The following is a 23,036-nucleotide window of genomic DNA, read 5'->3' as shown; positions in this document are numbered from 1 at the left end:
AAATTGGGGGTGACAATATAATTAAACCCATTATAGCCAAAGCTAAGAAGAGTGAGTTAGCGTTCTATTTACGAGAAAAATACAATTAATTACTTAGTTTTTTGATATTTTTAATTGATTCGCCGAATTATTTCCAATTTTATCTTCACAAAGTATTTTTCTGTGAGTCTTGCTTTTATAGATATTCTAGCTTGATTGCGGAAGCGATTTTCACTCATTCTTCATCTTTTCATTTAAACACTAGTTCACATGAGAAAATTACTACTCATGGTACTTCTGTTTTCGCTCGCCCTGTTGCAGCAGGCAGTAGCTCAAAACCGAAGTATTTCAGGTCAGGTAACGGATCAAACGTCCGGCAACGGACTTCCGGGTGCCACCGTCATTCTGAAAGGCACCAACCAGGGTGTATCAACCAATGCCGATGGCACCTTCACACTGAGCGTACCGGCCACCGGGGGCACACTGGTTATTAGCTCCGTGGGCTATTTGGCGACCGAGCGCCCCATCGGCAACGACTCTAAAATTAACATCCGGCTGACTGAAGACACCAAGCAGCTGAGCGAAGTCGTCGTAACAGCGTTTGGAGTTGAGCAACAACGCAAATCGTTGGGCTATTCGGTCTCGGAGATCAAAAACGAGGAATTGACGCAGGCACGTCAGACCAACGTAGTAAGCTCGTTGGCGGGTAAAGTAGCCGGCGTACGGGTACAAGGCGCTAACGGCATGGTGGGCTCTTCGGCCAACATCTTCATTCGTGGCCAGACGACATTCACGGGCAGCAACCAGCCGTTGTTTGTAGTAGACGGTATTCCGATTGACAACGGCGGCGGTGGCAACTCACTCCAGGCTGGCGTTTCTAACTCCAACCGTGCCATCGACATCAACCAAGACGATATCGAATCGGTGTCTATCTTGAAAGGCCCCGCTGCTGCCGTTCTGTATGGTTCGCGGGCTGCTGCTGGTGCAGTGGTTATCACGACCAAGAAAGGCGCCGCACAAGGCTCTAAGAAACAGACAGTTACCTTTCTGTCGAATTACAACATTGTAAAAGTAGGTCGCCTGCCCGATTACCAGAATACCTATGGCCAGGGCAGCCGGGGCGTTTTCAACCCGCTTAGCAACCTCTCATGGGGACCCGCAGTAACCGGTCAAACCGTTACGAACTTCCGCGGCGAGCAGGAGCAGTTGAGCATTAACCCAGACAACGTAAAGGATCTGTTCAAAACGGGCTCTAACTTCCAGAACAACGTTTCGCTTTCCGGTGCTACTGAGCGCACGCGCTACTACGCTTCTTACGGCAACTTGCACGAAGTAGGCATCCTGGACAACAACGACCTGAAGCGTAACACGGTCACTTTCAACGGCAGCGCTAACCTGACCAAGAAACTACGGACCGGCATCAGCGCGATTTTCACCAACAACGCTTCGTCGCGGACGCAGCAGGGCAACCAGTTGGCTAACCCATTCTTCCGCACGTGGTTTCTGCCCCGCTCTTACGACATCAACCGCTACCCTTTCGAGCTGCCTAATGGTGGCCAACAGGTACCCGGCGACGTAACGGCTACCAACGGCCGCCTGTCGTCCAACAACACGTGGTACAGCACCGATGACAACCCCCTGTGGACCATCAAAAACAACCGCTACCACGACGAACTAAACCGCATCGTGGGCAACGTGAGCGTAGGCTACGATTTCACGGATTGGCTTTCGCTTGACTACAAATTGGGTACGGACACTTATTCCCAAACCTTCAAGCGCATCAACGCTCGTGATAGCAAAGGCGGCTCGGCCGTGGGTGGCGTGGGTGCCATCGAAGACGAAAGCTACACGCGTCGCGAGCTTAGCTCGTACTTGTTGCTGAATGCCCACCACGACATCAACGAGAACTTCGGGGTTCGGGTGCTCTTGGGCAACGAGATCAACCAGCGCCGCACCACCGACATCGGCGTCGTAGGCAACAACATTCAGGTTCGCGGCTACGACAACATCCGCAACACCCTGAACTACACGCCTTACGGCACCCAGACGCAGCGCCGCCTGATTGGGGTATTTGGCGAAGCAGGTTTTGACTACCGCAAAATCGCGTTCCTGACTCTGCGTGGTCGCAACGACTGGTCTTCTACTTTCAGCAAGGAAAACCGGTCCTACTTCTACCCAGGCGCTTCGGCCAGCATTATCTTCACCGAGCTTATTCCTTCGTTGAAGGACAACGCGATTTTCTCGTCGGGTACCATCCGGGGTGCCGCCGCCAAAGTAGGCCGTGAAGCTGATACTTACCTCACCGATTCTTACTTCACGGCTACGGGTCCTTCCGACGGCTTTGGTCCGGCTGTAAGCTACCCTTTCCGCGGTTTGTCGGGTCAGACGTATGATGATGCAGCCGGCAACTCCACTTTAGGACCAGAGTTCACGACGAGCTATGAAGCTGGTATTGACCTGAGCTTCTTTAAGGGCCGCTTGGGCTTGGAGGCAACGGCCTACAACCAAGTAAGTACCGACATCATCTTTGCGGTACCGGTTGCTGCTGCTTCGGGCTTCACAAACCAGTATCAGAACATCGGCAAATCAGAAGCCAAAGGCATCGAAGTGTTGCTGACCTCCACGCCCATTAAGGTTGGTGGCTTCACCTACAGCAACTCCATCAACTGGACGCACATCGAAACCAAAGTCAAATCGCTGGCTCCTGGTGTAGAGCAAATCACCTTGGGTGGTTTCGTTACGCCCAGCACGCGTCTGATTGCAGGCCAGCCTTACGGCGTTATTTTCGGTAGCGTATTCCAGCACGCTCCCAACGGCGAACTGTTGCTCAGCGCTACGGGCCGCCCAACGCCTCAGCTTGACAACCAAGTAGTGGGTAACCCTAACCCGCAGTGGACGGGTGGCTTCACCAATACATTCTCTTGGAAAGGCCTGAGTCTCAATACGTTAATCGACGTGCGTTACGGCGGCGATATTTATGGCCGTAACATCACCGATTTGCGTCGCTCGGGCGCAGCCAAAGAAACGCAGGAGCGCGGCCGCACTTACATCCACAAAGGGGTAGTGGCCAACAGCGACGGCACCTATTCGCCTAACACCACCCAGATCACCGCCGAAGACTACTTCACGGATCTGTACGGTTCGGGCGTAGCCGAATTCATCATCTTCGATGCTTCTTGGATTCGTCTGCGCGAGGTTGCCCTCACGTATTCATTGCCCAAGTCATTGACGGACAAGACTTTCCTTGGCACGGTAGAACTAGGCCTTAATGCCCGCAATGTGTTTTTGTACGCCCCCAACGTGCCGCACATCGACCCTGAGGTAAACGCCCAAGGCGTGAGCAACTCGCAAGGCTTAGAATTCAACGCGTTGCCACAAGCCCGTACTTTCGGCGGCTCCATCCGGCTTACCTTCTAACGGCATCTTATCTCAACAACATGCAATTTCTTCGCTTTACTAAATATATCGCGCTATCGGCTGCTTTGGGCTTTCTTAGCTCATGCGATGATTTCCTCGATGTCAATGCGAGTCCGAATGCCGTTCTCGTAGCTCCCGCAAGCAATGTCTTGGTTTCGGCCCAAACGCAAATGGGCTTTCTGATGGGATCGGACATTCACCGCTACACTTCCCTGTTCGTTCAGCAGAACGCCGGGCAAGGTGGTGCCTCTGTCCAAACCGTTAACTACGACACGTACAACATCTCGGCTACGGACGTTAACAACCTGTGGCGCTCCAACATTTACGGGGGCGCCTTGGCCGACATGCAGAAGCTCAACGAGCAAACCACCGGCACCAGCCCCGCTTACTCGGGCATTGCCAAGCTCATGCAGGCTTATACTTTCTCCGTCACGACGGATGCTTTTGGCGACATTCCTTTCACAGACGCCCTGAAGTTTGGGGAAAACGTGAAGCCGGTCTACGATAAGTCGGCTGACGTGTACACCAAGCTCATCCCGCTCATCGACGATGGCATCGCTGACTTGGACAAAGCCTCGGCGCTCACGCCAACCACCGACGATTTGATTTACGGGGGTGCTTTGGCCAAATGGAAGAAGTTTGGCAACACGCTGAAGCTGCGCCTGTACCTGCACTACTCCAATAAGCTGAGTGCTACGGTCAATCCGGGCTTTGCTACGCTGCTAGCCAAGGGGCCGGCTACGTTTATGCAGGACAACACGGACAACTTCCAGCTCACTTTTGACGCCGTAGCAGGCAAGACCAACCCGATCAACCAGTTTGAAACGAGCCGTCTGAACAACTTCTTCCCCAGCGCTACGCTGGTGGAGTTGATGAATGCCAAAACCGACCCACGCCGGCCTTCTTATTTCACGGTCTATACCGCTACCGATGGTTCGTTTACGGGATATCGCGGGGTAGCGAACGGCACAGGCGTGAACCTGTCGACTAACTTTTCGCGCATCAATACTTTCCTGCGCGGCGCCCGGACCGGTACCGGTGTACAGGACTACACCGGGGATGCCCCGATCCGGATGCTCACGTTTGCCGAATACAACTTCATTCTGGCCGAATATTACCTGCGCACCGGCGACGTAGTCAATGCCCAAGCCAAGCTCAACGCTGGCGTTACGGCTTCCATGCAAATGGCAGGGGTAGCCGCTGCCGATATCACGGCTTATTTGGGTAAGCTGACACCGCTGACGGCATTGTCGGCTCAGTCGCTTCGCACGATCATCGAAGAGAAGTACGTGGCCAACTACGGGGTGGCAGTAGAGCCTTGGTCGGACTGGCGCCGCACGGGCTACCCAGCCCTGACACCTGTTTCCAACGGGGTGCTGAAGCAGATCCCACGCATTCTGCCCTACTCCGACTTGGAGCGCGTGGCCAACCGGGAAAACACGCCCGCTCGCACAGACCTGACGACCGCTTCCGTTTTCTGGGATCCAGGCCTCTAGCAGTGAACCGTGCGTGGGCAAGTAGCGCGCGGTTGGCTTTGCTTGCTTCCCCCTTGTCTATTTTCAACTTGATTTCACATGAAAAAATACGTTCATACCTTTTTCTTGCTTCTAGTAACTGCCTTGTTTTTAGGCAGTTGCAAGAAGGATGGCGTTTTGGATGACATGATCATCCCGAAGACTAGCATCACATTCGATGACAACATCGAGAAAATCACCGGTGACTATAAAAAAGACGCCACTTTAACGCTCAAAATCAGCGGTTTGGCTACGGCTACTGGCGTGCAGGTTACCAGCACGTACTCGCCTTCTAAGTCGAAAGATTTGGGTACGCTGACCGTTTCTAACGGGACCGCAACCCTGAGTGTGCCGGCCAGCGCATTGCGTAACACCGCCGATGGCGCCATAGTAGGTGCGCCTTCTACCGGCGCTGCGGGCACCGGTACCGGCAGCCGTGCCAACAACTCTTATCCGTTGTTTGTGAAAGCGGTGCTGCCCGATGGCACCACTGAGCAACGCGTATTTACGGCCGTACTCACGCAGTAACTGCCCTGCGCACCGCCAACAAAAAACCCCGACCACTTGGTTGGGGTTTTTTGTTGGCGGTGGCAGTTGGTCGCTCCTTACCTTTGACGGGCCTGGTGATTTACATTACCTTCCGGTTTTCAGCCCTTGCTTTCTCCGTTGCAATGATCAAAAACTACTCTGCTCTTCTCCTGCTCATCGCTGTGCTGTGTAGCCTTAGCCACCTGAGCTACGGCCAGATTTCCAAGCAAAAGCACTTGGAGCTGCTTAAGGCGCGCAGTGAAACCTGGAACAAGGCCTTCAACAGCCGCGACACCACGGCGCTGGCGGGGTTGTTTTCGGCCCAGGTTACGCTCTCCAACGCCAACGGCAGCCGCGTGGGTGCGGCCGAAAACATGCGCAACTTCCGGGCTCTCTTCCGGCTGCGCCCCGACATCGCCTGGATGAACCGCACGCAGTTCACCGAAATCGACGATCAATGGCAGGTTGCCTACGAAACCGGCGAATGGAACGAGTCGTGGACCAACACGCAGGACCAGTCCAAAACTCGCATCACCGGCAAGTACTGGCTGATGTGGAAATACGAAAACAACCGCTGGGCTATTCTGTCCGGCATCTTCACCCCGCTTACTTGCGGCGGCGGTCATTGCAAAGAATAGATAATCAAGTACTTACCTAACCTCATTTTCTCACCAACTTCTTTTCCCATGCCAACCAAAATCACCGTCCTCAGCAACGGCTCTCTGCGCGTAGAGGGCGAATTCGAAATCGTGGATGCCCAAGGCCAGAACTACGGCCTGGCCGGCCGCGAGCGCGTGAGCATCTGCCGCTGCGGCTTGTCGGCCAACAAGCCCTTCTGCGACGGCTCGCACAAAGGCCATTTCGAACACGATGCCAAAGCTTTCGACCTGCCTGCTCCGAAGGTGTAGTCGGATAGGTACTTACCATTTTACCCAACAAAAAGGGCTCGTGCTTTCGCACGAGCCCTTTTTGTTAACTACTTTATTATCAGATACTTATACAAAAAGTGAGTTTACAAGCTCCACATACTCCTGGCGGGCGGCGTCCTTGCTTTTGCCGTTGAGGCTGGACCAGGCATCGTATTTGGCGATGCCCTTGAAATCGAAGCCGCCGGGGCGGTCGCCTTGCACATCGCCTTCGGTGGCTTGCTTGTAGAGCGCGTAGAGTTGCAAAAGCACCGTGTTGGAAGGCTTGGTGGGGAGTTGTTGGGCGCGCTGGGCGGCGGCTTCAAATTCTTCGTGCGTTGCCATGGCAAGATTAGGTTGGAGGAAAAGAATGGACTAGTATAGGGTCGAGCAAGTTAGGTAATCTGCCCAGATTATGCTGCATGCATCCTTTTTCCTACTCTTTCACTTTTCCCGTTCCCATGCGCCTTTCTACTTCGCTTGTTGCCTTTGCCGGCAGTGCTTGCTTGGGCCTTTCGAGTGCCTACGCCCAGAAAACCTACGTGCAGTGCGGCCGCCTGCTCGACATGCGCTCCGACCGAGCACAGTCGGAGATGACGGTGGTCATCGAAAAAGGCCGCGTGGTAGCCGTACAACCAGGTTTCCAGGCGGGCGGCGCCAGCGACAAGGTTATCGATCTGAAAACCAAGACGGTACTGCCAGGCCTCATCGACTGCCACGTACACGTCGAGTCGCACCCGAGCAAGAGCAGCTTCGTGGAAGGCTTCATTCTGAACCCCGCCGATATTGCCTACCGGGCTTTGGGCGACGCCCAGAAAACCCTGTTTGCGGGCTTCACGACGGTGCGCGATATGGGTGGCTCCGGCGTTAATGTGTCGTTGCGCAATGCCATCAACCGCGGGCAGGCCGTTGGGCCGCGCATTTTCACGGCGGCCACGGCCATTTCGGCCACCGGCGGCCACATGGACGGAACCGTGGGGCTTTCGAATGAGCTGATCGACAAGATGCCCGTTTCGCCGGCCACCGGCGTTGCCAACGGCCCCGACCAGTGCCAACAAGCCGTACGCGAGCAGTTTAAACGCGGCGCCGATGTCATCAAGATTGCCTCCACGGGCGGCGTGCTCGACCTGTCGAAAGACGGCAGCGGACCGCAGTACAGCGAAGCAGAGATTCGGGCGGTGGTGCAAACCGCTCACGATCTGGGCCTGCGCGTGGCCTGCCACGCCCACGGCGCCGAAGGCATCAAGCGGGCCATTCGGGCCGGCGTGAACAGCATCGAACACGGCACGCTCATGGACGACGAAGGCATGAAGCTGGCCAAGAAAATGGGCACTTATTACGTGCCCACAATTATTGCCGGCAAGTCGGTGGCCGATTCGGCCAAAATCGCGGGGTACTTTCCGGCGGCAGTTGTGCCCAAAGCGCTGTCGATTGGGCCTATGTTGCAAACGACCTTTGGCAAAGCCTACAAGGCGGGCGTCAAGATTGCGTTCGGTACGGATTCGGGCGTGTCGCGGCACGGCGTCAACGGGCTCGAATTTCAATACATGGTAGAAGCCGGCATGCCGCCGCTGCAAGCCCTGCGCACGGCCACCGTCAACGCCGCCGACTTACTTGATCAAAGCAAAGACCTGGGCACCGTCGAGCCCGGAAAATTCGCCGACCTCATTGCTGTCGATGGCGATCCGCTCCAGGACATCAAGGTGATGCAGCACGTGAGCTTCGTCATGAAGCAAGGTGTGCAGTTTAAGTAAGGCGGTTGCACAAGCGAAGATCCCTCTGGCATTCTCCTGCCACACCTACTTAGGTTATAAATCATGGGGCATTTTTATAATCGGCTGTCATCCTGAGCTTTGCGAAGGACCTTGTCACGTAACAATTATTTGTTCTGCCGTGACAAGGTCCTTCGCAAAGCTCAGGATGACAGCCGAATAGTGGGCTGTGGCTCTCTATGGCCTGCTTTGGATTTTATTCATCTTTCCGTGTCTGACAACACTGCTGTTTCTCCAGTTCGCCGCTCTAGCCGGCTGCTGCGCTTGCTGGGCGTAGGCTTTGGGCTGGCTGTGGTGGTGGGCGGCACTACGGGCACCGGCGTGCTCCGGTCGCCGCGGGAGATTGCCGAAGCTGTAGGCGCTTCCGGCGGCGTGCTGCTGGTGTGGCTGGCCGGCGGATTGTACGCCTTGCTCGGCGCCAATGCCATTGCCGAGCTCGGCGCAATGCTGCCCCAGGCCGGCGGCTGGTACGGCTACGCCCACCGCGCTTTCGGCGAGTTTGTAGCCGTAGTAGTGGGTTGGGGCGACTGGATGAGCAGCTGCGTAACCGGCGCCTTAGTCGCCCTGATGATGAGCACGTATGCCGCCGCGCTGGTGCCTGCGTTGGCAGGTCACGAGCGCGTGGTGAGCCTAGGGTCGGTGGCTGTGCTGGGGCTCATCCAGTGGCGTGGCGTGCAAGCAGCCAGCCGCGCGCAGGAGCTGACTTCGCTGCTGATGGGCTTGGCGCTGTTTGTGATTCTGGCGGCTGCTTGGTGGCTGCCCGCGGCTCCGGCTCCGACTACTACCAGTATGCCCGGAGCTGCCGCGCTGGTGGTGGCGTTTCAGTCGGTCATTTTTGCCTACGATGGCTGGTACGCGGCCATTTATTTTGCTGAGGAAGACCACGACCCCGCCCACGAGGTGCCGCGCTCCATGCTGGGCGGCGTCGGGCTGATCATTCTGATATATGCTTTGCTCAATGCGGTGCTGTTGCACGCACTACCCTTCCATCAGCTCACGACGGCCGAGCTACCCTTGGCGGAAGTAGCGGCTCAATTAGCTGGTGTTTGGGGCCGGCGCGTCATGTTGGCGGTGGCCGTGCTGGGGCACTTGGGCGTACTCAATTCGGTGCTGCTGATGGCCACGCGGGTGCTGTTTGCCCTGAGCCGCGACCGGCTGCTGCCCTCTCCCCTAGCCCGCGTGCATCCGCGCGGTACGCCGCGGGCCGCGCTTTTGGTGGCTCTGGGCCTGACGTTGGTGTTGGTCGCGACGGGCACAGCAGCCCAATTGCTAGCCGTAACGAGCATCTTATTTGTGGGCTACTACACGGTAGGCTTTGCGGCTGTGCTGGTGCTGCGCCGCACGGCACCCAACTTGGAGCGGCCGTATCGGGCTTGGGGGCATCCGTTTACGACGTGGCTGGTCCTGTTGGGCTCGGTGCTGTTTCTGATTGGCAATGCCGTAGCCGAACCGGGCAACACCCTGCTGGCCGCTGGCTTGGTAGCCGCCAGCTACCCCATATGGCGACTGATGAAGCGGAAAACCAACCCTGCATGATATTTACACAATTGATTGTTCGTCAATTGATTACGCCAGTAATTCAACAATATAAAATGTCATATTGACTAAGCTCGGCTTTAACTTCCTGTACACAGTTTCGTAAGGCAGTGCCATTACAATCATTCTTGTATGAAGCCCACCGACCTCTCCGTTCTTGTCAAGCAATTTCTCCAGCACAAGCTCACCCTGGCCCTCGCCGAAAGCTGCACCTGCGGCTTAGTTGCTGCTCAACTTGCTGAAGCCGAAGGCGTTAGTGAAGTCCTGCTCGGCTCAGTAGTAACCTACAATGCCGAAGCGAAGCAGCGCCTATTAGGCGTAAAGAAGAAAACCCTAGAAGACTACACCGCAGAAAGCCAACAGACCACCAACGAAATGGTGCAGGGCCTGCAACGCCAACTGCCCAACGCCGATGTGTGCGTGGCCGTGACCGGCCTGTGCGGCCCCGGCGCTTCCGAAACGCCCGAAAAGCCCGTCGGGACGGTTTTCATCACCATTCTGTGGCAGGGCCGCGCGCACGAATACCGCGAAGTGTTCAAAGGCACCGGCGAAAAGCTGCGCCAGCAAGCCGCCGAGTTTATCTATCTAAAGATCAGCGAGTTGATGAGCCGCCATCAGGACAGCCCCGAGCAAGCTACGCTGATGCAGAAAGCAAAATAGGGTTCATTTTATAATCCTTTGATAATCAATGTATTACCTAAGGTTTATTGGGGACGCGGGCGCGCCAGCATGAGCCGCAGATTCAGGCGTACCACATCGCCCATCGAGCGGCAGCGGTTGAATTCCTGCGTGTGGTGGTGCTCGTTTAACTCGGCTTTGAGTTGCTCGGTTTTCTCAGCGGGCGAAATGTCGTCGGCGCGCATGCAGTCGATCAAATCCTTGAGGCGGTAACGCTCCGAGCGGGCGCGGCGGGCCATGAGCGTACGTTCCTCGGTCTGATACTGCCGAATGGTTTCGGCCTTCAACAGCTTGCTACACAGCAGCACCACGGCCCGGTTGTCTTTGAAAAACTGCGGCAGATACATCGTTTTCTTGCCTTCGTAGCTCTGCTGGTCGAAGTCGATGGCCCGCACGCGGTATTGCTCGTCTTCGAAGTCGGGCGTGACGTTGATGATGTAGTTGTAGGCGCGCATGTCGCCGAGCAGCCGGGCAAAGCACCGCTCGTTGAACTTGACGAACTCCTTGGCAATGCGCACTTGGTTGAGGTGGGGCCGCTGCAAATGATCGCGGATAAAATCGTCGCCGGGGATGCCCGCAATGTGCTCCTCAATCAGCGTTTCGCCGCTTACCAAGTAGTTGATGTTGTTAGGCGAAAGCAGGTGCTCTAGCTCCAGTCCGTATACGCGCGAAGCATCGGCGCGCTTCACGTAAAAATAATCATAGTTGTCGTTGAGCTGATTGACGATGCGCACCCGAAACGGGTTGGAGTTGCCGAAGCGGCAATAGTCGATGCGGTCGGCGATCAGGTGCACCGTAAACGACAAATCGCCATCGGTTTTGAGCAAAGCATACACCTGCGTCAAGCCGTCGGACAACTCCATGAGCGTGCTGGGCTCATAAAACACAGTTTCCCAGAGCGTATCGCGGCCCTTGCTATCGACGAGCGGGTAGGCGCCGCTGATGCGCAACAGGTCTTTGTAAGTGACCGGCAGCTTCGTTTCGCGGTCGTACGCGTGCAGGTAATTGCGCAGGCGCTCGCCGATGGAATAATTGATTTTCTTTTTGGAGATGCTGGTCATGAAGCTAAAGCTAGTGCCAAATAATCGCGAAATTCGCGCACCCACAGTGACGCCTCATTTCTACTCAATGAAAAAACTAAGTTTTACGCTTGCTCTCGTGCTGCTCCTGCCAGTGCTTTCGCCCGGCTGGGGCTTTTTTGCGCACAAAACCATCGCTCAGCTGGCCGTGTATTCGCTGCCCGGCTCCATGCAGGGCTTCTATTACCGGCACATGGGCGAGCTGGTGAAAAAAATCACGGCTCCCGACGAACGCCGCGAAAGCGACCCCGCCGAAGCGCCGAAGCACTTCATCGACATGGACCATTACGGATCCGATCCGTTTGGCGCCATGCCCAAAGAATGGGACAAAGCTGTGGCCAAATACTCGGCCGATACGCTGCGTAAATACGGGACGGTGCCGTGGGTGGTAACGGAAGTAAAGGAAAAGCTGACGGAAGCGTTCCGCCAACGTGATACCGTGGCCATCATCACCCTTTCTGCCGACTTGGGCCACTACGTTTCGGATGCGTTTGTGCCGCTGCACACCACCGAAAATTACGACGGCCAGCTCAGCAACCAAGCCGGTTTGCATAGCCTCTGGGAAAGCAAACTGCCGGAGCGCCACATCGCCGATTACAAGCTGCGCTCCAAGCCCGGCAGCTACCTGAAAGACCCGCAGGCGGCCATCTGGCAGGTAGTGCAGCGCTCGTATGGCTTCTTGGGTGCCACCTTCGACATGGAGGAAGAAGTGAGCCGCAAATACACGCCCGAAACCAAGTACACTTATTCCCACAAGTACGGCAAAACGCGCCGTGCCTACTCCGACGCCTTCGCCGATGCCTACCACGAAAAAGTAGGCGGCATGGTCATGAACCGTCTGCAACTGGCCCCGACCATGGTGGCTTCGATGTGGCTGACCGCTTGGAAAGACGCCGGCAGCCCCGACCTCGACCTGCTGATGAAAAAGCCCAGCAAGGAGGAAAAGGAAAAGCTGGCCTCGGAGCTGAAGCTGTGGAAAGACAACCAGCTGGTGCCTCAAAACCAGTTGCTGGCCATGCAGAAAGAGAAAACCGTAGAGCGCCCCGACGAGATTAAGTCGGCCGTGGACATGGCTCCGGCGCCCACCGAGCCCGAGCCGGCCGTCGCTGCGCCCGCGCCCGCTGCTCAGCCCGCTCCGGTTGCAGCCCCCGCTAAGGCCAAAGTAAAAGCCAAAACCGACGACGGTATCAAGCAGAAAACTAAGGTAAAAGCTGCCAAAACCGACGACGGTTGGAACTAGCCCTTACAGTTGAGTAAATAGCTGATCTTCAATAAGTTATACAAACCCTAGCGTTATCAGGCCGTTAGAAGAGCCTACTCCGGCAATCGGAGTAGGCTCTTCTTTTTTGTTTCATTCAATCCAAGCAAGCCGGCATCATCTGGAACGGTACGCACCCCGAAGACGGCCAGCCGCTGGAACTTGTGCAAGGCGGCTTTGAGGGCGTTCCATATTCTGATTTGGAAGAAGAGCCGCAACTCAACTCACCTGGCGCCGATGATTTTGACCCGCAGATGTTCTCGGACATTGCCAAGAAATTGGGCATCAAACTATAACTCATTTATATTCAAACACTTACATACAAAGGCTGCTATTTACGAATGGCAGCCTTTGTTTTTATCTTGCCGCATCTCCACCCCACGGGACATACTTCTGCGTGCCGGTTTGCTGCTTTGCCTATGCCCTACCCTGTGCCTACCCGGTTTCTCCATTTGCCAGCTTATCGCGGGTGGCCGTTGGCGGTCGCCTTGGCTCTTCTGACGGCCTGCGGCCAGCCTGAAAAGCCCGCTGTCGAAACGACCGATGCCAAGCCGGCTGCCCCGGCCGTGCCCGGCCCGGAACTCACCAGCCTAGCCGACAGCAATGTGGTTTCGCTGCTTACGCCGTACCTGAAAGAACATCCGGGCTCGGAGGTGATCGTGCATACCCGCCTGGGCGACATGCGCGTACGCCTCTACGACGATACGCCCATTCACAAAGCCAATTTCCTGTTGCTAGCGCGCAAAGGCCTGCTCAACGAAACGGTGTTTAGCCGGGTAGTCAAAGGATTTGCGGTGCAGGCTGGGCGCTCCGACCACACCACCATGCCGATCAGGCGCTACCGGCTGCCGCCCGAAATTCGGCCGCAGCACTTCCACAAACGCGGCGCGCTGGGCATGGCCCGCTACGACGACGAGCAAAACCCCGGCAAGCTCTCCGCCTCCACCGATTATTATTTCGTGCAAGGCGAAAAGCTCACCCCTTATCAAGCGCAGGCGATGGCAGGCCGCAAGCTCACCCCCGAACAGCTCAACACCTACGCTACCGTAGGCGGGGTGCCTTCCCTCGACGGCCGCTACACGGTGTTTGGGGAAGTAATTGAAGGTCTGGAGGTTATCGACAAAATAGCCGCCGAGCCCGTCGATCCTTATAAGTGGCCCAAGAAAGACGTTACCGTCACGGTTGAGGTCGTGAAGTAGTCGTATTACATTCCCTTTTACCCCCATCTTGCCTTCCTAATCTGCATGATCACTACTCGTTCTTCTTGGTCGGCCTGTGCGGTCGTGTTGCTCTGCGCGTTGGCCGCGCCAGCTTTTGCCCAGCAGGTTACGCCGCAGGTGAGCGAGTTCATCAAGGTGAAGGCGGCCAGCGTGGTGCTCACCGACGTGAAGGTCATCGACGGCACCGGCAAGCCCGCGCGACTGCACCAAACTGTGCTGCTCCGCGACGGCCGTATCGCCCAAGTTGGGCCCGTGAAGAAAGTAAAAATCCCCGCCGGCGCGGAGGTCATAAACGGCGCTGGCAAAACCCTGATTCCGGGGTTGGTGATGCTGCACGAGCACCTGTACTATACCATGCCGATGGGCTCGTATTTCAACATCGCCCAGATGCCGTATTCGTTCCCGAGGCTGTATCTGGCCGGCGGCGCGACCACCATCCGGACGGCCGGCAGCATCGAACCCCAAACCGATCTGGCCATCAAGCGCATGATCGGGGAAGGCAAGCTCATTGGCCCGGACATGGACGTGACCGCGCCCTACATCGAGGAACCGGCCCTGGATATCCCGGCCCTGAATACCATCAAAGGGCCTGAAGACGCCGCGCGTACCACGGCCTATTGGGCCGACAAAGGCTGCACTTCTTTCAAGATGTACATGCACGTCACGAAGCCCGATTTAGCGGCTGTGGTGAAGGAAGCGCACCAGCGCAACCTGAAGGTTACGGGGCATTTGTGCTCGCTTACTTACCGCGAAGCGGCCGAAATCGGCATCGACAATTTGGAGCACGGCTTCATGGCCAGCTCTGATTTTCAGGCTAATAAGCAGGAAAACATTGCCGACTATCCGGCCGCGCGCAAATCCTTGCAAAACCTGCCGGCCAACAGCCCGGAAATGAAAAACCTGATTCAGTTTTTGATTAGCAAAAAAGTGGCACTTACCTCCACGCTGCCGGTTTTTGAGCCTTACACCAACCGCGAAGTGGTGTTAGGCGGTGGCCTTTCGGCGCTGATGCCGGCTGTGCAGGAGCGCGAAACCAAGACCTGGCAGCAAAACCAGCAGAAGGATTCGGCCAGCGTGGCCTTGTTTAAGAAAGAGCTGGCCTGGGAAAAGCAGTTTTACGATGCGGGCGGGCTGCTCGTGTCGGGCACCGACCCGACGGGTGCGGGCCGCACCATTGCAGGCTACTCCAACCGCCGCCAGATCGAGTTGCTTGTAGAAGGCGGCTTTACGCCCGTGCAAGCCATCAAGATCAGCACGCTCAACGGCGCCATTTATCTGGGCCGCGAAAAAGAAATCGGCACTATTGAAGAAGGGAAAACGGCGGACTTAATCTTGATCAACGGCGACCCCGAACAGGACATCAAGCAAATCCGGAACATGGAAATCGTGTTCAAGAAAGGGATCGGATTCGATTCCCCGAAGCTGTTCGAGTCGATGCAGGGCAAGGTTGGGCTTAATTAGAAGCGCCCCAAAGTATAAATACAACTAACTAAATCACAGATACTTATATAGTCCGTCATCCAGAGTGCCGCAAAGGATCTCGCCCGCTTCTTTGGGTGTGTTACTCATATAGAAATCCTTCGCGGCGCTCTGGATGACGGGCGCGGGGTGGGTTTCGGCTTAGGTCGCAGAATGCTTTGGACGCCATTCTGAACCTAGCTTCCAGAACCGGCTTACTCGCGCCGAATACTGACCAACACTGTTTTTTGCTCGTCGCCGGGCTGTTCTTTGGTTAGCTCCTGTAGCTCTTGTCGGGTGTAGGGAACGCTTTTGGGAGCAAAAAAATTTGGGCTGGTTGCGATTGCATCGGGCGTAGCCACGGGCTGGCGGGCCGGGTGAAAATAGGCGCTATCGGACGTGACGCGGTAAAGGCGATAGAAATAATAGCGCGTGTCGGTAGAGCCGGTGGGCTGAAAACGAACCACGTACAGGTCGTTTACTTTGGGCTCGGCCATAAGATTTAAGTGGCTGGAGTCGGGCGGCGCAGCCGCCACAACCGGGGCTACAGCAGCGGGTTGGCTTTCGCTTGAGGTTTTGGCTTGTTGATTACATCCAGATAATAAATTGACTATCAATAGATTACCAAATAGCAAAATCTTTGGTGCCGACGAAAGGTTGGGAAGAGAGAACATGCTACGCGGGATTAAGGAAGAAACCGCAAATAACGACTTACGCACGGATCGCGCCGCCAGGTCTGTTGGTGGAGCAAGCAACCGAGGCAGCAAGCCGATCCTTACCGCACGAAAAAAGGCAGCCGACGATTGCCGACTACCTTTTGCAGATAAAGCTTCAAGAAGGCTTACCAAATAAGCGCCCGGTTGCTTTCGCCGCGCACCATTTTCGAGTCGTCTTTGCAGCTAAAAGCCTGGAAAAACTCCGGCATGTTCTGCAGCGGTCCGTTCACGCGGAATTGCTCCGGGGCGTGCGGATCGGTGAGCACCATGCGACGGAGCGCCTCGGGCCGCCGCTGCGAGCGCCAGCTTTGAGCATAAGCAATGAAGAAGCGCTGCTCGGGCGTGAAGCCGTCGTAGTTGACGCGGGGCTTGCCGCCGAGCTGTTTTTGCAAAGCCGTGTAGGCAATGCTTAAGCCGCCGAGGTCGGCCAGGTTCTCGCCCATCGTCAGCTTGCCGTTGACGTGTAGCGAATCCAGGGGCGAGAAAGCATCAAACTGGCTCCCGACGACGGAAGCGCGCTGGGTAAACTTCTCAGCGTCTTCCTTGGTCCACCAATCCTTCAGGTTGCCCTCGGCATCGTACTGGCGGCCTTGGTCGTCAAAGCCGTGCGTCATCTCGTGGCCGATGGCGGCCCCAATGCTCCCGTAATTGACGGCATCGTCGGCTTTGGCATCGAAATAGGGCGGCTGTAGAATGCCGGCCGGAAAGGCGATTTCGTTGCGGGCAGGGTTGTAATACGCGTTCACCGTGGGCGGCGTCATGCCCCATTCGGTGCGGTCGACCGGCTTGCCCAGCTTACCGACGTTTTCATTAAACGACCAGATGCGGGCGTTGATCACGTTCTGCGCATACGAGTTGCGCGAGACGGTCAGGGCCGAATAATCCTTCCACTTGTCGGGGTAGCCGATTTTTACGGTGAAAGCATTCAGCTTCTTCAACGCCTGCTCTTTGGTAGCGGCGCTCATCCACGTGTTGGCCTGAATGTGCTCGGCGAAAGCGGCTTGCAGGTTGCGCACCATTTCCAGCATCCGCTGCTTCGACTCTGGCGGAAAGGCCTTGTCAACGTAGAGCTGGCCGAACGCTTCGCCCAGCGCAGCGTCGGTGGCGCGGAGCATGCGTTTCCAGCGGGGTTGCTGCTGTTGCGCGCCAGAAAGCAGTTTCTCGAAGGCGAAGTTCTCGTCGACGTAGGCCTTCGGCAAAGCCGGCGTCATGGCGTTCACGAGGTGCCAGCGCAGGTAGGTTTTCCAGTCGCTGAGCGGCTCGGCTTTCAGCATCGTGCTAGCTTCTTTGAAGAACACGGGCTGACCCACAATCACTTCCTTGGCCGCGCCCAGTTTGTCCTGCGCCAACACCGTCGGCAAGCCCAGATTCGGGAATTGCTGACTGGCCTCGGCCACGGTCATTTTGTTGTAGTTGGCGTAGGGGTCGCGCAATTCCACACGCGTTTTCGACGCTTTGGCCAGCCGGGTTTCCAGGCGCACAACGGTAGCCGCGTTCTTGGCCGCCGTTGCCTCGTTGTCGCCGAGCAGTTTGAGGGTGTTCGTCAGGTGCGCGAGGTAGGCGTTGCGAATGCTTTTGGAACGCGCATCATCTTTAAGGTAATAATCGCGGTCGGGCAGGCTTAGGCCGCCTTGGCTCATGGCCACGGCATACTGCGTACTGATTTTGGGATCTTGCCGAACCCCCACACTGAACACCGAACCTGTGCGCAACATCTGTTGGCGGGCCAGTGCTGTTTGCAACCCTTTCAGGTCTTTGATGGCGGCAATACGGTCTAGCTCGGGCTTAATCGGCGCAATACCAGCCTTTTCAATCGCGACCGAATCCATGCCGGAACCATAGTAGTCGCCTACTTTCTGGTTGTTGCTGCCTTTTGCCGCCGTATGGTCGGTGGCGGCATCTTCCAGAATTTGCCGCATGATGGCCTGGTTGCGGTCGCTTACTTCGTTATCAACGCCCCACGCCGTTTCGGAAGCCGGTATCTGGTTGTTCTTAAAGAAGTTACCGTTGGCGTATTGGAAGAAGTCGTCGCAGGGTGCTACCGACTTATCGAGGTACGCTAGGCCGAGGCCCTGGCCTTTCGCGACGGTTTCGGCTACCGGAGCCGGCGTAGTGGCAGCGGCCGGAGCCGTGGCCGTAGCACTGGGGTTGCTGGTGGCGCAGCCCGCGATAGCCCACCCAGCTACTGCTAAGGTGGCCAGGGTCAGGCGAGGTTGTCTGATCATGAAAATGGGAGTTATGCTACCAAAAAATTAAAGTCTGAAACTGTAAGAGCCAACCGGCCTTTATTTATAATTAACTTATAATCAAATAGTTATAAAACAAGCTCGATTTGCCTACTTACAGGCTACATGCATGGTCGTACGGAAAGGGCGGCTCGTTGCACACGAACCGCCCTTTTCATATAACCATAAAGGCAAAATAACCTACCAAATGCGCGCGCGCTTGGCTTGGGCGCGGGCCATTTTGGCGTCTTCCTTACAGCCAAAGGCTTCGTAAAACTGCGGCATGTTTTGCAGCGGGCCGTTGGTGCGGAACTGCTCCGGCGAGTGCGGGTCAGTCAGAATCAGCTGGCGCAGATACTCCGGCCGGCTGGTGTTGCGCCAAATTTGGGCCCACGACAAAAAGAACCGCTGATCGGTCGTGAAGCCATCAATTTTGGTTTTGGGCTTACCAGCCATGGCTTTTTGCATGGCTGTGTACGCGATGTTGAGACCACCGAGGTCGGCCAGGTTCTCGCCCATCGTCAGCTTGCCGTTGACGTACACCGAGTCGAGCGGCGAGAACGCGCTGAACTGCTCATCTACCAACGCGGCACGTTGGGTGAATTTGGCGGCGTCTTCCTTGGTCCACCAGTCTTTCAAGTTGCCTTCGGCGTCGTACTGGCGGCCCTGGTCGTCGAACCCGTGGGTCATTTCGTGCCCGATTACCGCCCCGATACCTCCATAATTGACGGCATCATCGGCATTGGGGTCGAAGAACGGCGGTTGCAGAATGCCGGCCGGGAACACAATCTCGTTCATCGATGGGTTGTAATACGCGTTTACCGTGGGCGGCGTCATGCCCCATTCCGTCCGGTCGACGGGCTTGCCGTACTTCTTCACGTTGTCGTTGTAGCTCCACTGCCGCGCGTTCAGCACGTTTTGCAGGTACGAGTCGCGGCTGATAGTTAGCGCCGAATAGTCTTTCCATTTATCCGGATAGCCGATTTTCACCGTGAAGGCGTTGAGCTTTTTGAGCGCTTGCTCTTTGGTGGCAGCGCTCATCCAGTCGAGGCTCTTGATGTGTTCCTCAAAAGCCGCTTTCAGGTTATTTACCAAGTTCAGCGCTTTCTGTTTGGCTTCCGGCGGGAACGCTTTGTCAACGTAGAGTTGGCCGAACGCTTCACCCAGCGAGTTATCCGTGGAGCGAATCATGCGCTTCCAACGGGGCTGTTGCTGCTTGGCGCCGCGCAACACCTGCGTGAAGCGAAACGACTCCTGATCGTAAGCTTTCGGCAACGCCGGCGCCACCGACGTCACCAAGTGCCAGCGCATGTACGTCTTCCAATCAGCCACGGGCTCGGTTTTCAGCATCGTGCTTACTTCCTTGAAGAAAACCGGCTGGCCCACAATCACTTCTTTTGCCGGCGCCAGATTTAGCTGGCCGAGCAGGCCCGTCAGGCCCAGATTCGGGAACTGTTGGTTGGCTTGCGCCACCGTCATTTTATTGTAGTTGGCGTTCGGGTCGCGCAGTTCCACGCGGGTTTTCGAGGCTTTCGCCAGCCGCGTTTCGATGCGCATGACCGTTTCGGTGTTCTTGCTGGCCGTGGCGGCGTTGTCGCCGAGCAGCTTAAACATGTTGGTCAGGTAGGTGCGGTAGGCCGCCCGGACGGTTTTGGAGCGGGTGTCGTTTTTGAGGTAATAATCGCGGTCGCCCATGCCCAGGCCACCCTGGTACAGAAACACGGCGTACTGCGTGCTGATCTTGTCATCTTGGCCCACACCCACGAAGCCCAGCGCACCAGTTTGCAACTTTTGCTGCCGTGCCAGCGCGGTTTGGAGGTCTTTCAGCGTTTTGACGGCGGCAATGCGATCCAGTTCCGGCTTGAGCGGCGCGATCCCGATTTTCTCAATCGCCATCGTGTCCATGCCGGTGGCGAAATAGTCGCCCACTTTCTGGTCGTTGCTGCCTTTGGCGGCCGACTGCGATTTGGACGCGGCTTCTTCCAGAATCTGGCGCATCACGGCCAAGTTGTTGTCCGACAGTACATCGAAGCTGCCCCACGACGATTCGGCCGGTGGTATCGGATTGTTTTTCAGCCAATTGCCATTGGCATACTGAAAGAAGTCGTCGCACGGCGACACCGACGGATCGATGTTGGCGACCGCAATTCCGACTCCTTTCACCGTGGCTTCTTCGGCCGCGGCAGTTGCAGGGGCAGTGGTAGCGGCCGAATCCACGGTAGCAGCCGGCTTCGACGAGCTACAGCTCGCCAGCGAAAGGCCCGCTGCCACTATGGCTAACGTTATAGTATTTCTGTTTTTCATGAAAAAGTGAGATTAGGTGGCTGAATGTAAGCAACCGCGTTGCAGAAATCATAGATACTTATATAACTTGTTAATAATCAATTATTTGTATAAACATATGTCGTACGATAATACCAAGCGCTAGGCACAGCACTCTGCGGGGATGGCCGCCAGCAATTCGGTCGGCTTGCTACATATTTTTCCTTCGTTCCCGTCTGTCATCTTAAACTCCAATAAAAAAGGTGATCTGCTTTGCGCAGATCACCTTTTAAATAATTGATTATTAGATGATTAAATTATCTACCAGATCTTGGCGCGATCGGCGGCGGCACGCATCATTTTCGAGTTCTCTTTGCAGCCAAAGGCTTCGTAGAACTGGGGCATGTTCATGAGCGGACCGATAACGCGGTACTGACCCGGCGAGTGCGGGTCGGTGAGGATGCGCTGGCGCAGGGCTTCGGGGCGCATCTGGCTGCGCCACACCTGCGCGTAGCCCAGGAAGAAGCGCTGCTCGGGCGTGAAGCCGTCGTAGTTGACGCGCGGCTTGCCGGCCATGGCTTTCTGCATGGCCGTGTAGGCGATGTTGAGGCCACCCAAGTCGGCCAGGTTTTCGCCCATCGTCAGCTTGCCGTTAATGTGCAGCGAATCCAGCGGCATGAACGCGTCAAATTGCTTGCCTACTACGTCGGCACGCTGCGTGAATTTGGCTGCGTCTTCCTTAGTCCACCAGTCGCGCAGGTTGCCTTGCGCATCGTATTGCCGGCCTTGGTCATCGAAGCCGTGGGTCATTTCATGCCCGATTACTACGCCAATAGCGCCGTAGTTGACGGCATCGTCAGCCTTCGGGTCGAAGAACGGCGGGTGCAGAATGCCGGCCGGGAACACGATCTCGTTCATCGGCGGGTTGTAGTAGGCATTTACCGTCGGCGGCGTCATGCCCCACTCGCCCCGATCAATGGGCTTACCGAGTTTATTCGCTTCGTCGTTCGAGGCCCAGATGCGGGAGTTCAAGAAGTTTTTCAGGTACGAATCGCGGGTGATGGTCAGGGCTGAATAGTCCTTCCACTTGTCGGGATAACCGATTTTCACGGTGAAGGCATTCAGCTTCTTCAGAGCCTCCGCCTTGGTTGCAGCACTCATCCAATCGCTTTGCTGAATGTGCTCGGCAAAGGCCGCTTTCAGGTTATTAACTAGCTCCAGTGCTTTGGCTTTGGCTTCCGGCGGAAAGGCTTTGTCGACATACACTTGGCCAAAGGCTTCGCCCAATGCATTGTCCGTGGAGCGCAGCATGCGTTTCCAGCGTGGCTGCTGTTGCTTGACGCCGCTGAGGACTTGCGAATAACGGAACTGCTCGTCGCTGTAGGCTTTGGGCAGGGCGCCTGCCACGGAGCTCACCAAATGCCAGCGCATATACGTCTTCCAGTCGTTGAGCGGCTCGGTTTTGAGCATTGCGTTGGCTTCCTTCAGGAAAGCTGGCTGGCCCACAATCACTTCCTTGGCCGCGCCCAGGTTGGTTTGGGCCAGCAGCGTCGGGATGCCCAAGTTCGGGAACTGCTTTTGCAGCTCGGCCACGGTCATCTTGTTGTAGTTGGCGTAGGGGTCGCGCAACTCCACGCGGGTTTTCGAAGCTTTCGCCAGCCGCGTTTCGATGCGCATAATGGCGGCGGCCTCTTTGGCGGCTGTCGCCTCGCTCTCGCCCATGAGCTTGAACGTGTTGGTGATGTAGGTCACGTAGGCCGCACGAATGGCTTTCGAACGCGCATCATCCTTGAGGTAATAATCGCGGTCGGGCAGGCCCAAGCCGCCTTGGCGAAACTGAACCGCATATTGCGTGCTGTTCTTTTCGTCTTGCCCAACGCCCATGTTGAGCACCGAACCCGTGCTCAGCATTTGCTGGCGGGCTAAGGCAGTTTGCAGCCCTTTGAGGTCTTTAATGGCGTCGATGCGGGCCAGCTCGGGCTTCAAGGGCGTGATGCCCGCTTTCTCGATGGCCATCGAATCCATCGCCGAGGCATAGTAGTCGCCTACTTTTTGGGTGTTGCTGCCTTTGGCCGCCGTAGTAGCCTGATTAGCAACATCATTCAGAATATCGTGCATGACAGCCGTATTCCGATCGATGAGCTCATTAAAGCTGCCCCAGCCAGTTTCGGAGGCCGGGATCTGGTCTTTTTTTAGCCAGTTGCCGCTGGAATAATGGAAAAAATCGTCGCACGGCGACACCGACGTATCGATGTTGGCAACGTCAATGCCTACGCCTTTCACGGCGGGCTCGGCGGCCGGCGCAGCTGTTGTAGCCGGAGCGCTGTCCGCCGCTGGGGCGGTGGTAGCAGCAGTTTTCGACGAGCTACAGCTCGCCAAGGTCAAACCCATAACGGCCACGGCGGCCAGGGTCAGACTATTTCGGTTTTTCATGGGTGGAATATGAGTGGATTAGGAAACCAGAAAAGAAAGATAAGTAGAATCTGAGC

17 protein-coding genes are annotated in these 23,036 nt (G+C 56.3%); 11 read left to right on the top strand and 6 right to left on the bottom strand.

Annotation, left to right across the window (positions count from 1 at the left end; translation table 11 throughout):
- Positions 1-249: 249 nt before the first annotated feature.
- The 5 genes from H9I52_RS02085 (at position 250) to H9I52_RS02065 (ending at position 6,346) form a co-directional block, all read left to right on the top strand.
- A complete protein-coding gene (locus H9I52_RS02085; protein ID WP_187452446.1) occupies positions 250-3,396 on the top strand; it encodes a SusC/RagA family TonB-linked outer membrane protein in 3,147 nt (1,048 codons plus the stop codon).
- Positions 3,397-3,416: 20 nt separating this feature from the next.
- The gene (locus tag H9I52_RS02080; protein ID WP_187452445.1) at positions 3,417-4,892 is read left to right on the top strand and encodes a SusD/RagB family nutrient-binding outer membrane lipoprotein; all 1,476 of its coding nucleotides are present in this window, start codon (positions 3,417-3,419) and stop codon (positions 4,890-4,892) included.
- 78 nt (positions 4,893-4,970) lie between these two features.
- Positions 4,971-5,438 (top strand): hypothetical protein, encoded by a 468-nt coding sequence (locus H9I52_RS02075; RefSeq protein WP_139514272.1) that lies wholly within the window; start codon positions 4,971-4,973, stop codon positions 5,436-5,438.
- 143 nt (positions 5,439-5,581) lie between these two features.
- Complete coding sequence (locus H9I52_RS02070) at positions 5,582-6,076, top strand: YybH family protein (RefSeq protein WP_187452444.1); 495 nt, start codon at positions 5,582-5,584, stop codon at positions 6,074-6,076.
- 48 nt (positions 6,077-6,124) lie between these two features.
- Positions 6,125-6,346 (top strand): CDGSH iron-sulfur domain-containing protein, encoded by a 222-nt coding sequence (locus H9I52_RS02065; protein ID WP_139514274.1) that lies wholly within the window; start codon positions 6,125-6,127, stop codon positions 6,344-6,346.
- Positions 6,347-6,433: 87 nt separating this feature from the next.
- Here H9I52_RS02065 and H9I52_RS02060 read toward each other — a convergent pair whose 3' ends face one another.
- Positions 6,434-6,688, bottom strand: coding sequence for an acyl-CoA-binding protein (locus H9I52_RS02060; protein WP_139514275.1), 255 nt, complete (start codon positions 6,686-6,688; stop codon positions 6,434-6,436).
- A 116-nt stretch (positions 6,689-6,804) separates the two neighbouring features.
- Between H9I52_RS02060 and H9I52_RS02055 the strand changes: the two genes are divergently transcribed.
- From H9I52_RS02055 to H9I52_RS02045, 3 genes are all read left to right on the top strand, one after another.
- Positions 6,805-8,097 (top strand): metal-dependent hydrolase family protein, encoded by a 1,293-nt coding sequence (locus H9I52_RS02055; protein WP_187452443.1) that lies wholly within the window; start codon positions 6,805-6,807, stop codon positions 8,095-8,097.
- Positions 8,098-8,325: 228 nt separating this feature from the next.
- Positions 8,326-9,651, top strand: coding sequence for an APC family permease (locus H9I52_RS02050; RefSeq protein ID WP_187452442.1), 1,326 nt, complete (start codon positions 8,326-8,328; stop codon positions 9,649-9,651).
- Positions 9,652-9,783: 132 nt separating this feature from the next.
- Positions 9,784-10,311 carry a CinA family protein gene (locus H9I52_RS02045; RefSeq protein ID WP_187452441.1) on the top strand — a complete coding sequence of 176 codons (528 nt, stop codon included), beginning with the start codon at positions 9,784-9,786 and terminating at the stop codon, positions 10,309-10,311.
- 44 nt (positions 10,312-10,355) lie between these two features.
- Here the strand turns inward: H9I52_RS02045 and H9I52_RS02040 are convergent, their stop codons facing one another.
- Positions 10,356-11,390, bottom strand: coding sequence for a hypothetical protein (locus H9I52_RS02040; RefSeq protein ID WP_139514280.1), 1,035 nt, complete (start codon positions 11,388-11,390; stop codon positions 10,356-10,358).
- Positions 11,391-11,457: 67 nt separating this feature from the next.
- On the opposite strand from H9I52_RS02040, the gene H9I52_RS02035 reads away from it, so the two are divergent.
- From H9I52_RS02035 to H9I52_RS02025, 3 genes are all read left to right on the top strand, one after another.
- Positions 11,458-12,648, top strand: coding sequence for a zinc dependent phospholipase C family protein (locus H9I52_RS02035; RefSeq protein WP_187452440.1), 1,191 nt, complete (start codon positions 11,458-11,460; stop codon positions 12,646-12,648).
- Positions 12,649-13,085: 437 nt separating this feature from the next.
- Positions 13,086-13,865 carry a peptidylprolyl isomerase gene (locus H9I52_RS02030; RefSeq protein WP_187452439.1) on the top strand — a complete coding sequence of 260 codons (780 nt, stop codon included), beginning with the start codon at positions 13,086-13,088 and terminating at the stop codon, positions 13,863-13,865.
- A 45-nt stretch (positions 13,866-13,910) separates the two neighbouring features.
- Positions 13,911-15,347 carry an amidohydrolase family protein gene (locus H9I52_RS02025; protein ID WP_187452438.1) on the top strand — a complete coding sequence of 479 codons (1,437 nt, stop codon included), beginning with the start codon at positions 13,911-13,913 and terminating at the stop codon, positions 15,345-15,347.
- A 212-nt stretch (positions 15,348-15,559) separates the two neighbouring features.
- Here the strand turns inward: H9I52_RS02025 and H9I52_RS02020 are convergent, their stop codons facing one another.
- The 4 genes from H9I52_RS02020 to H9I52_RS02005 all read right to left on the bottom strand — a co-directional run bounded on the left by H9I52_RS02020 (position 15,560) and on the right by H9I52_RS02005 (position 22,980).
- Positions 15,560-15,841, bottom strand: coding sequence for a hypothetical protein (locus H9I52_RS02020; protein ID WP_187452437.1), 282 nt, complete (start codon positions 15,839-15,841; stop codon positions 15,560-15,562).
- Between the two features lie 344 nt (positions 15,842-16,185).
- Positions 16,186-18,285: a M13 family metallopeptidase gene (locus H9I52_RS02015; protein ID WP_187452436.1), complete on the bottom strand. Its 2,100-nt coding sequence runs from the start codon at positions 18,283-18,285 to the stop codon at positions 16,186-16,188.
- A gap of 201 nt (positions 18,286-18,486) precedes the next feature.
- Positions 18,487-20,589, bottom strand: a complete 2,103-nt coding sequence (locus H9I52_RS02010) for a M13 family metallopeptidase (RefSeq protein WP_187452435.1) — start codon at positions 20,587-20,589, stop codon at positions 18,487-18,489.
- Between the two features lie 279 nt (positions 20,590-20,868).
- Positions 20,869-22,980 carry a M13 family metallopeptidase gene (locus H9I52_RS02005; protein ID WP_187452434.1) on the bottom strand — a complete coding sequence of 704 codons (2,112 nt, stop codon included), beginning with the start codon at positions 22,978-22,980 and terminating at the stop codon, positions 20,869-20,871.
- Positions 22,981-23,036: the final 56 nt, after the last annotated feature.

The sequence above is a fragment of the Hymenobacter sp. BT491 genome (assembly GCF_014349165.1).
In the GTDB taxonomy this organism is placed as follows: Bacteria; Bacteroidota; Bacteroidia; order Cytophagales; family Hymenobacteraceae; genus Hymenobacter; species Hymenobacter jejuensis.
This window is presented reverse-complemented; position numbering and strand designations above follow the sequence as displayed.

Bases quoted from the DNA above. Each gene is read 5' to 3' on its own strand.
- H9I52_RS02020 (WP_187452437.1), bottom strand. From the start codon at position 15,841: ATGGCCGAGCCCAAAGTAAACGACCTGTACGTGGTTCGTTTTCAGCCC.
- H9I52_RS02005 (WP_187452434.1), bottom strand. From the start codon at position 22,980: ATGAAAAACCGAAATAGTCTGACCCTGGCCGCCGTGGCCGTTATGGGT.
- H9I52_RS02025 (WP_187452438.1), top strand. From the start codon at position 13,911: ATGATCACTACTCGTTCTTCTTGGTCGGCCTGTGCGGTCGTGTTGCTC.
- H9I52_RS02085 (WP_187452446.1), top strand. From the start codon at position 250: ATGAGAAAATTACTACTCATGGTACTTCTGTTTTCGCTCGCCCTGTTG.
- H9I52_RS02030 (WP_187452439.1), top strand. From the start codon at position 13,086: ATGCCCTACCCTGTGCCTACCCGGTTTCTCCATTTGCCAGCTTATCGC.
- H9I52_RS02080 (WP_187452445.1), top strand. From the start codon at position 3,417: ATGCAATTTCTTCGCTTTACTAAATATATCGCGCTATCGGCTGCTTTG.
- H9I52_RS02035 (WP_187452440.1), top strand. From the start codon at position 11,458: ATGAAAAAACTAAGTTTTACGCTTGCTCTCGTGCTGCTCCTGCCAGTG.
- H9I52_RS02040 (WP_139514280.1), bottom strand. From the start codon at position 11,390: ATGACCAGCATCTCCAAAAAGAAAATCAATTATTCCATCGGCGAGCGC.
- H9I52_RS02010 (WP_187452435.1), bottom strand. From the start codon at position 20,589: ATGAAAAACAGAAATACTATAACGTTAGCCATAGTGGCAGCGGGCCTT.
- H9I52_RS02055 (WP_187452443.1), top strand. From the start codon at position 6,805: ATGCGCCTTTCTACTTCGCTTGTTGCCTTTGCCGGCAGTGCTTGCTTG.
- H9I52_RS02065 (WP_139514274.1), top strand. From the start codon at position 6,125: ATGCCAACCAAAATCACCGTCCTCAGCAACGGCTCTCTGCGCGTAGAG.
- H9I52_RS02045 (WP_187452441.1), top strand. From the start codon at position 9,784: ATGAAGCCCACCGACCTCTCCGTTCTTGTCAAGCAATTTCTCCAGCAC.
- H9I52_RS02060 (WP_139514275.1), bottom strand. From the start codon at position 6,688: ATGGCAACGCACGAAGAATTTGAAGCCGCCGCCCAGCGCGCCCAACAA.
- H9I52_RS02075 (WP_139514272.1), top strand. From the start codon at position 4,971: ATGAAAAAATACGTTCATACCTTTTTCTTGCTTCTAGTAACTGCCTTG.
- H9I52_RS02015 (WP_187452436.1), bottom strand. From the start codon at position 18,285: ATGATCAGACAACCTCGCCTGACCCTGGCCACCTTAGCAGTAGCTGGG.
- H9I52_RS02070 (WP_187452444.1), top strand. From the start codon at position 5,582: ATGATCAAAAACTACTCTGCTCTTCTCCTGCTCATCGCTGTGCTGTGT.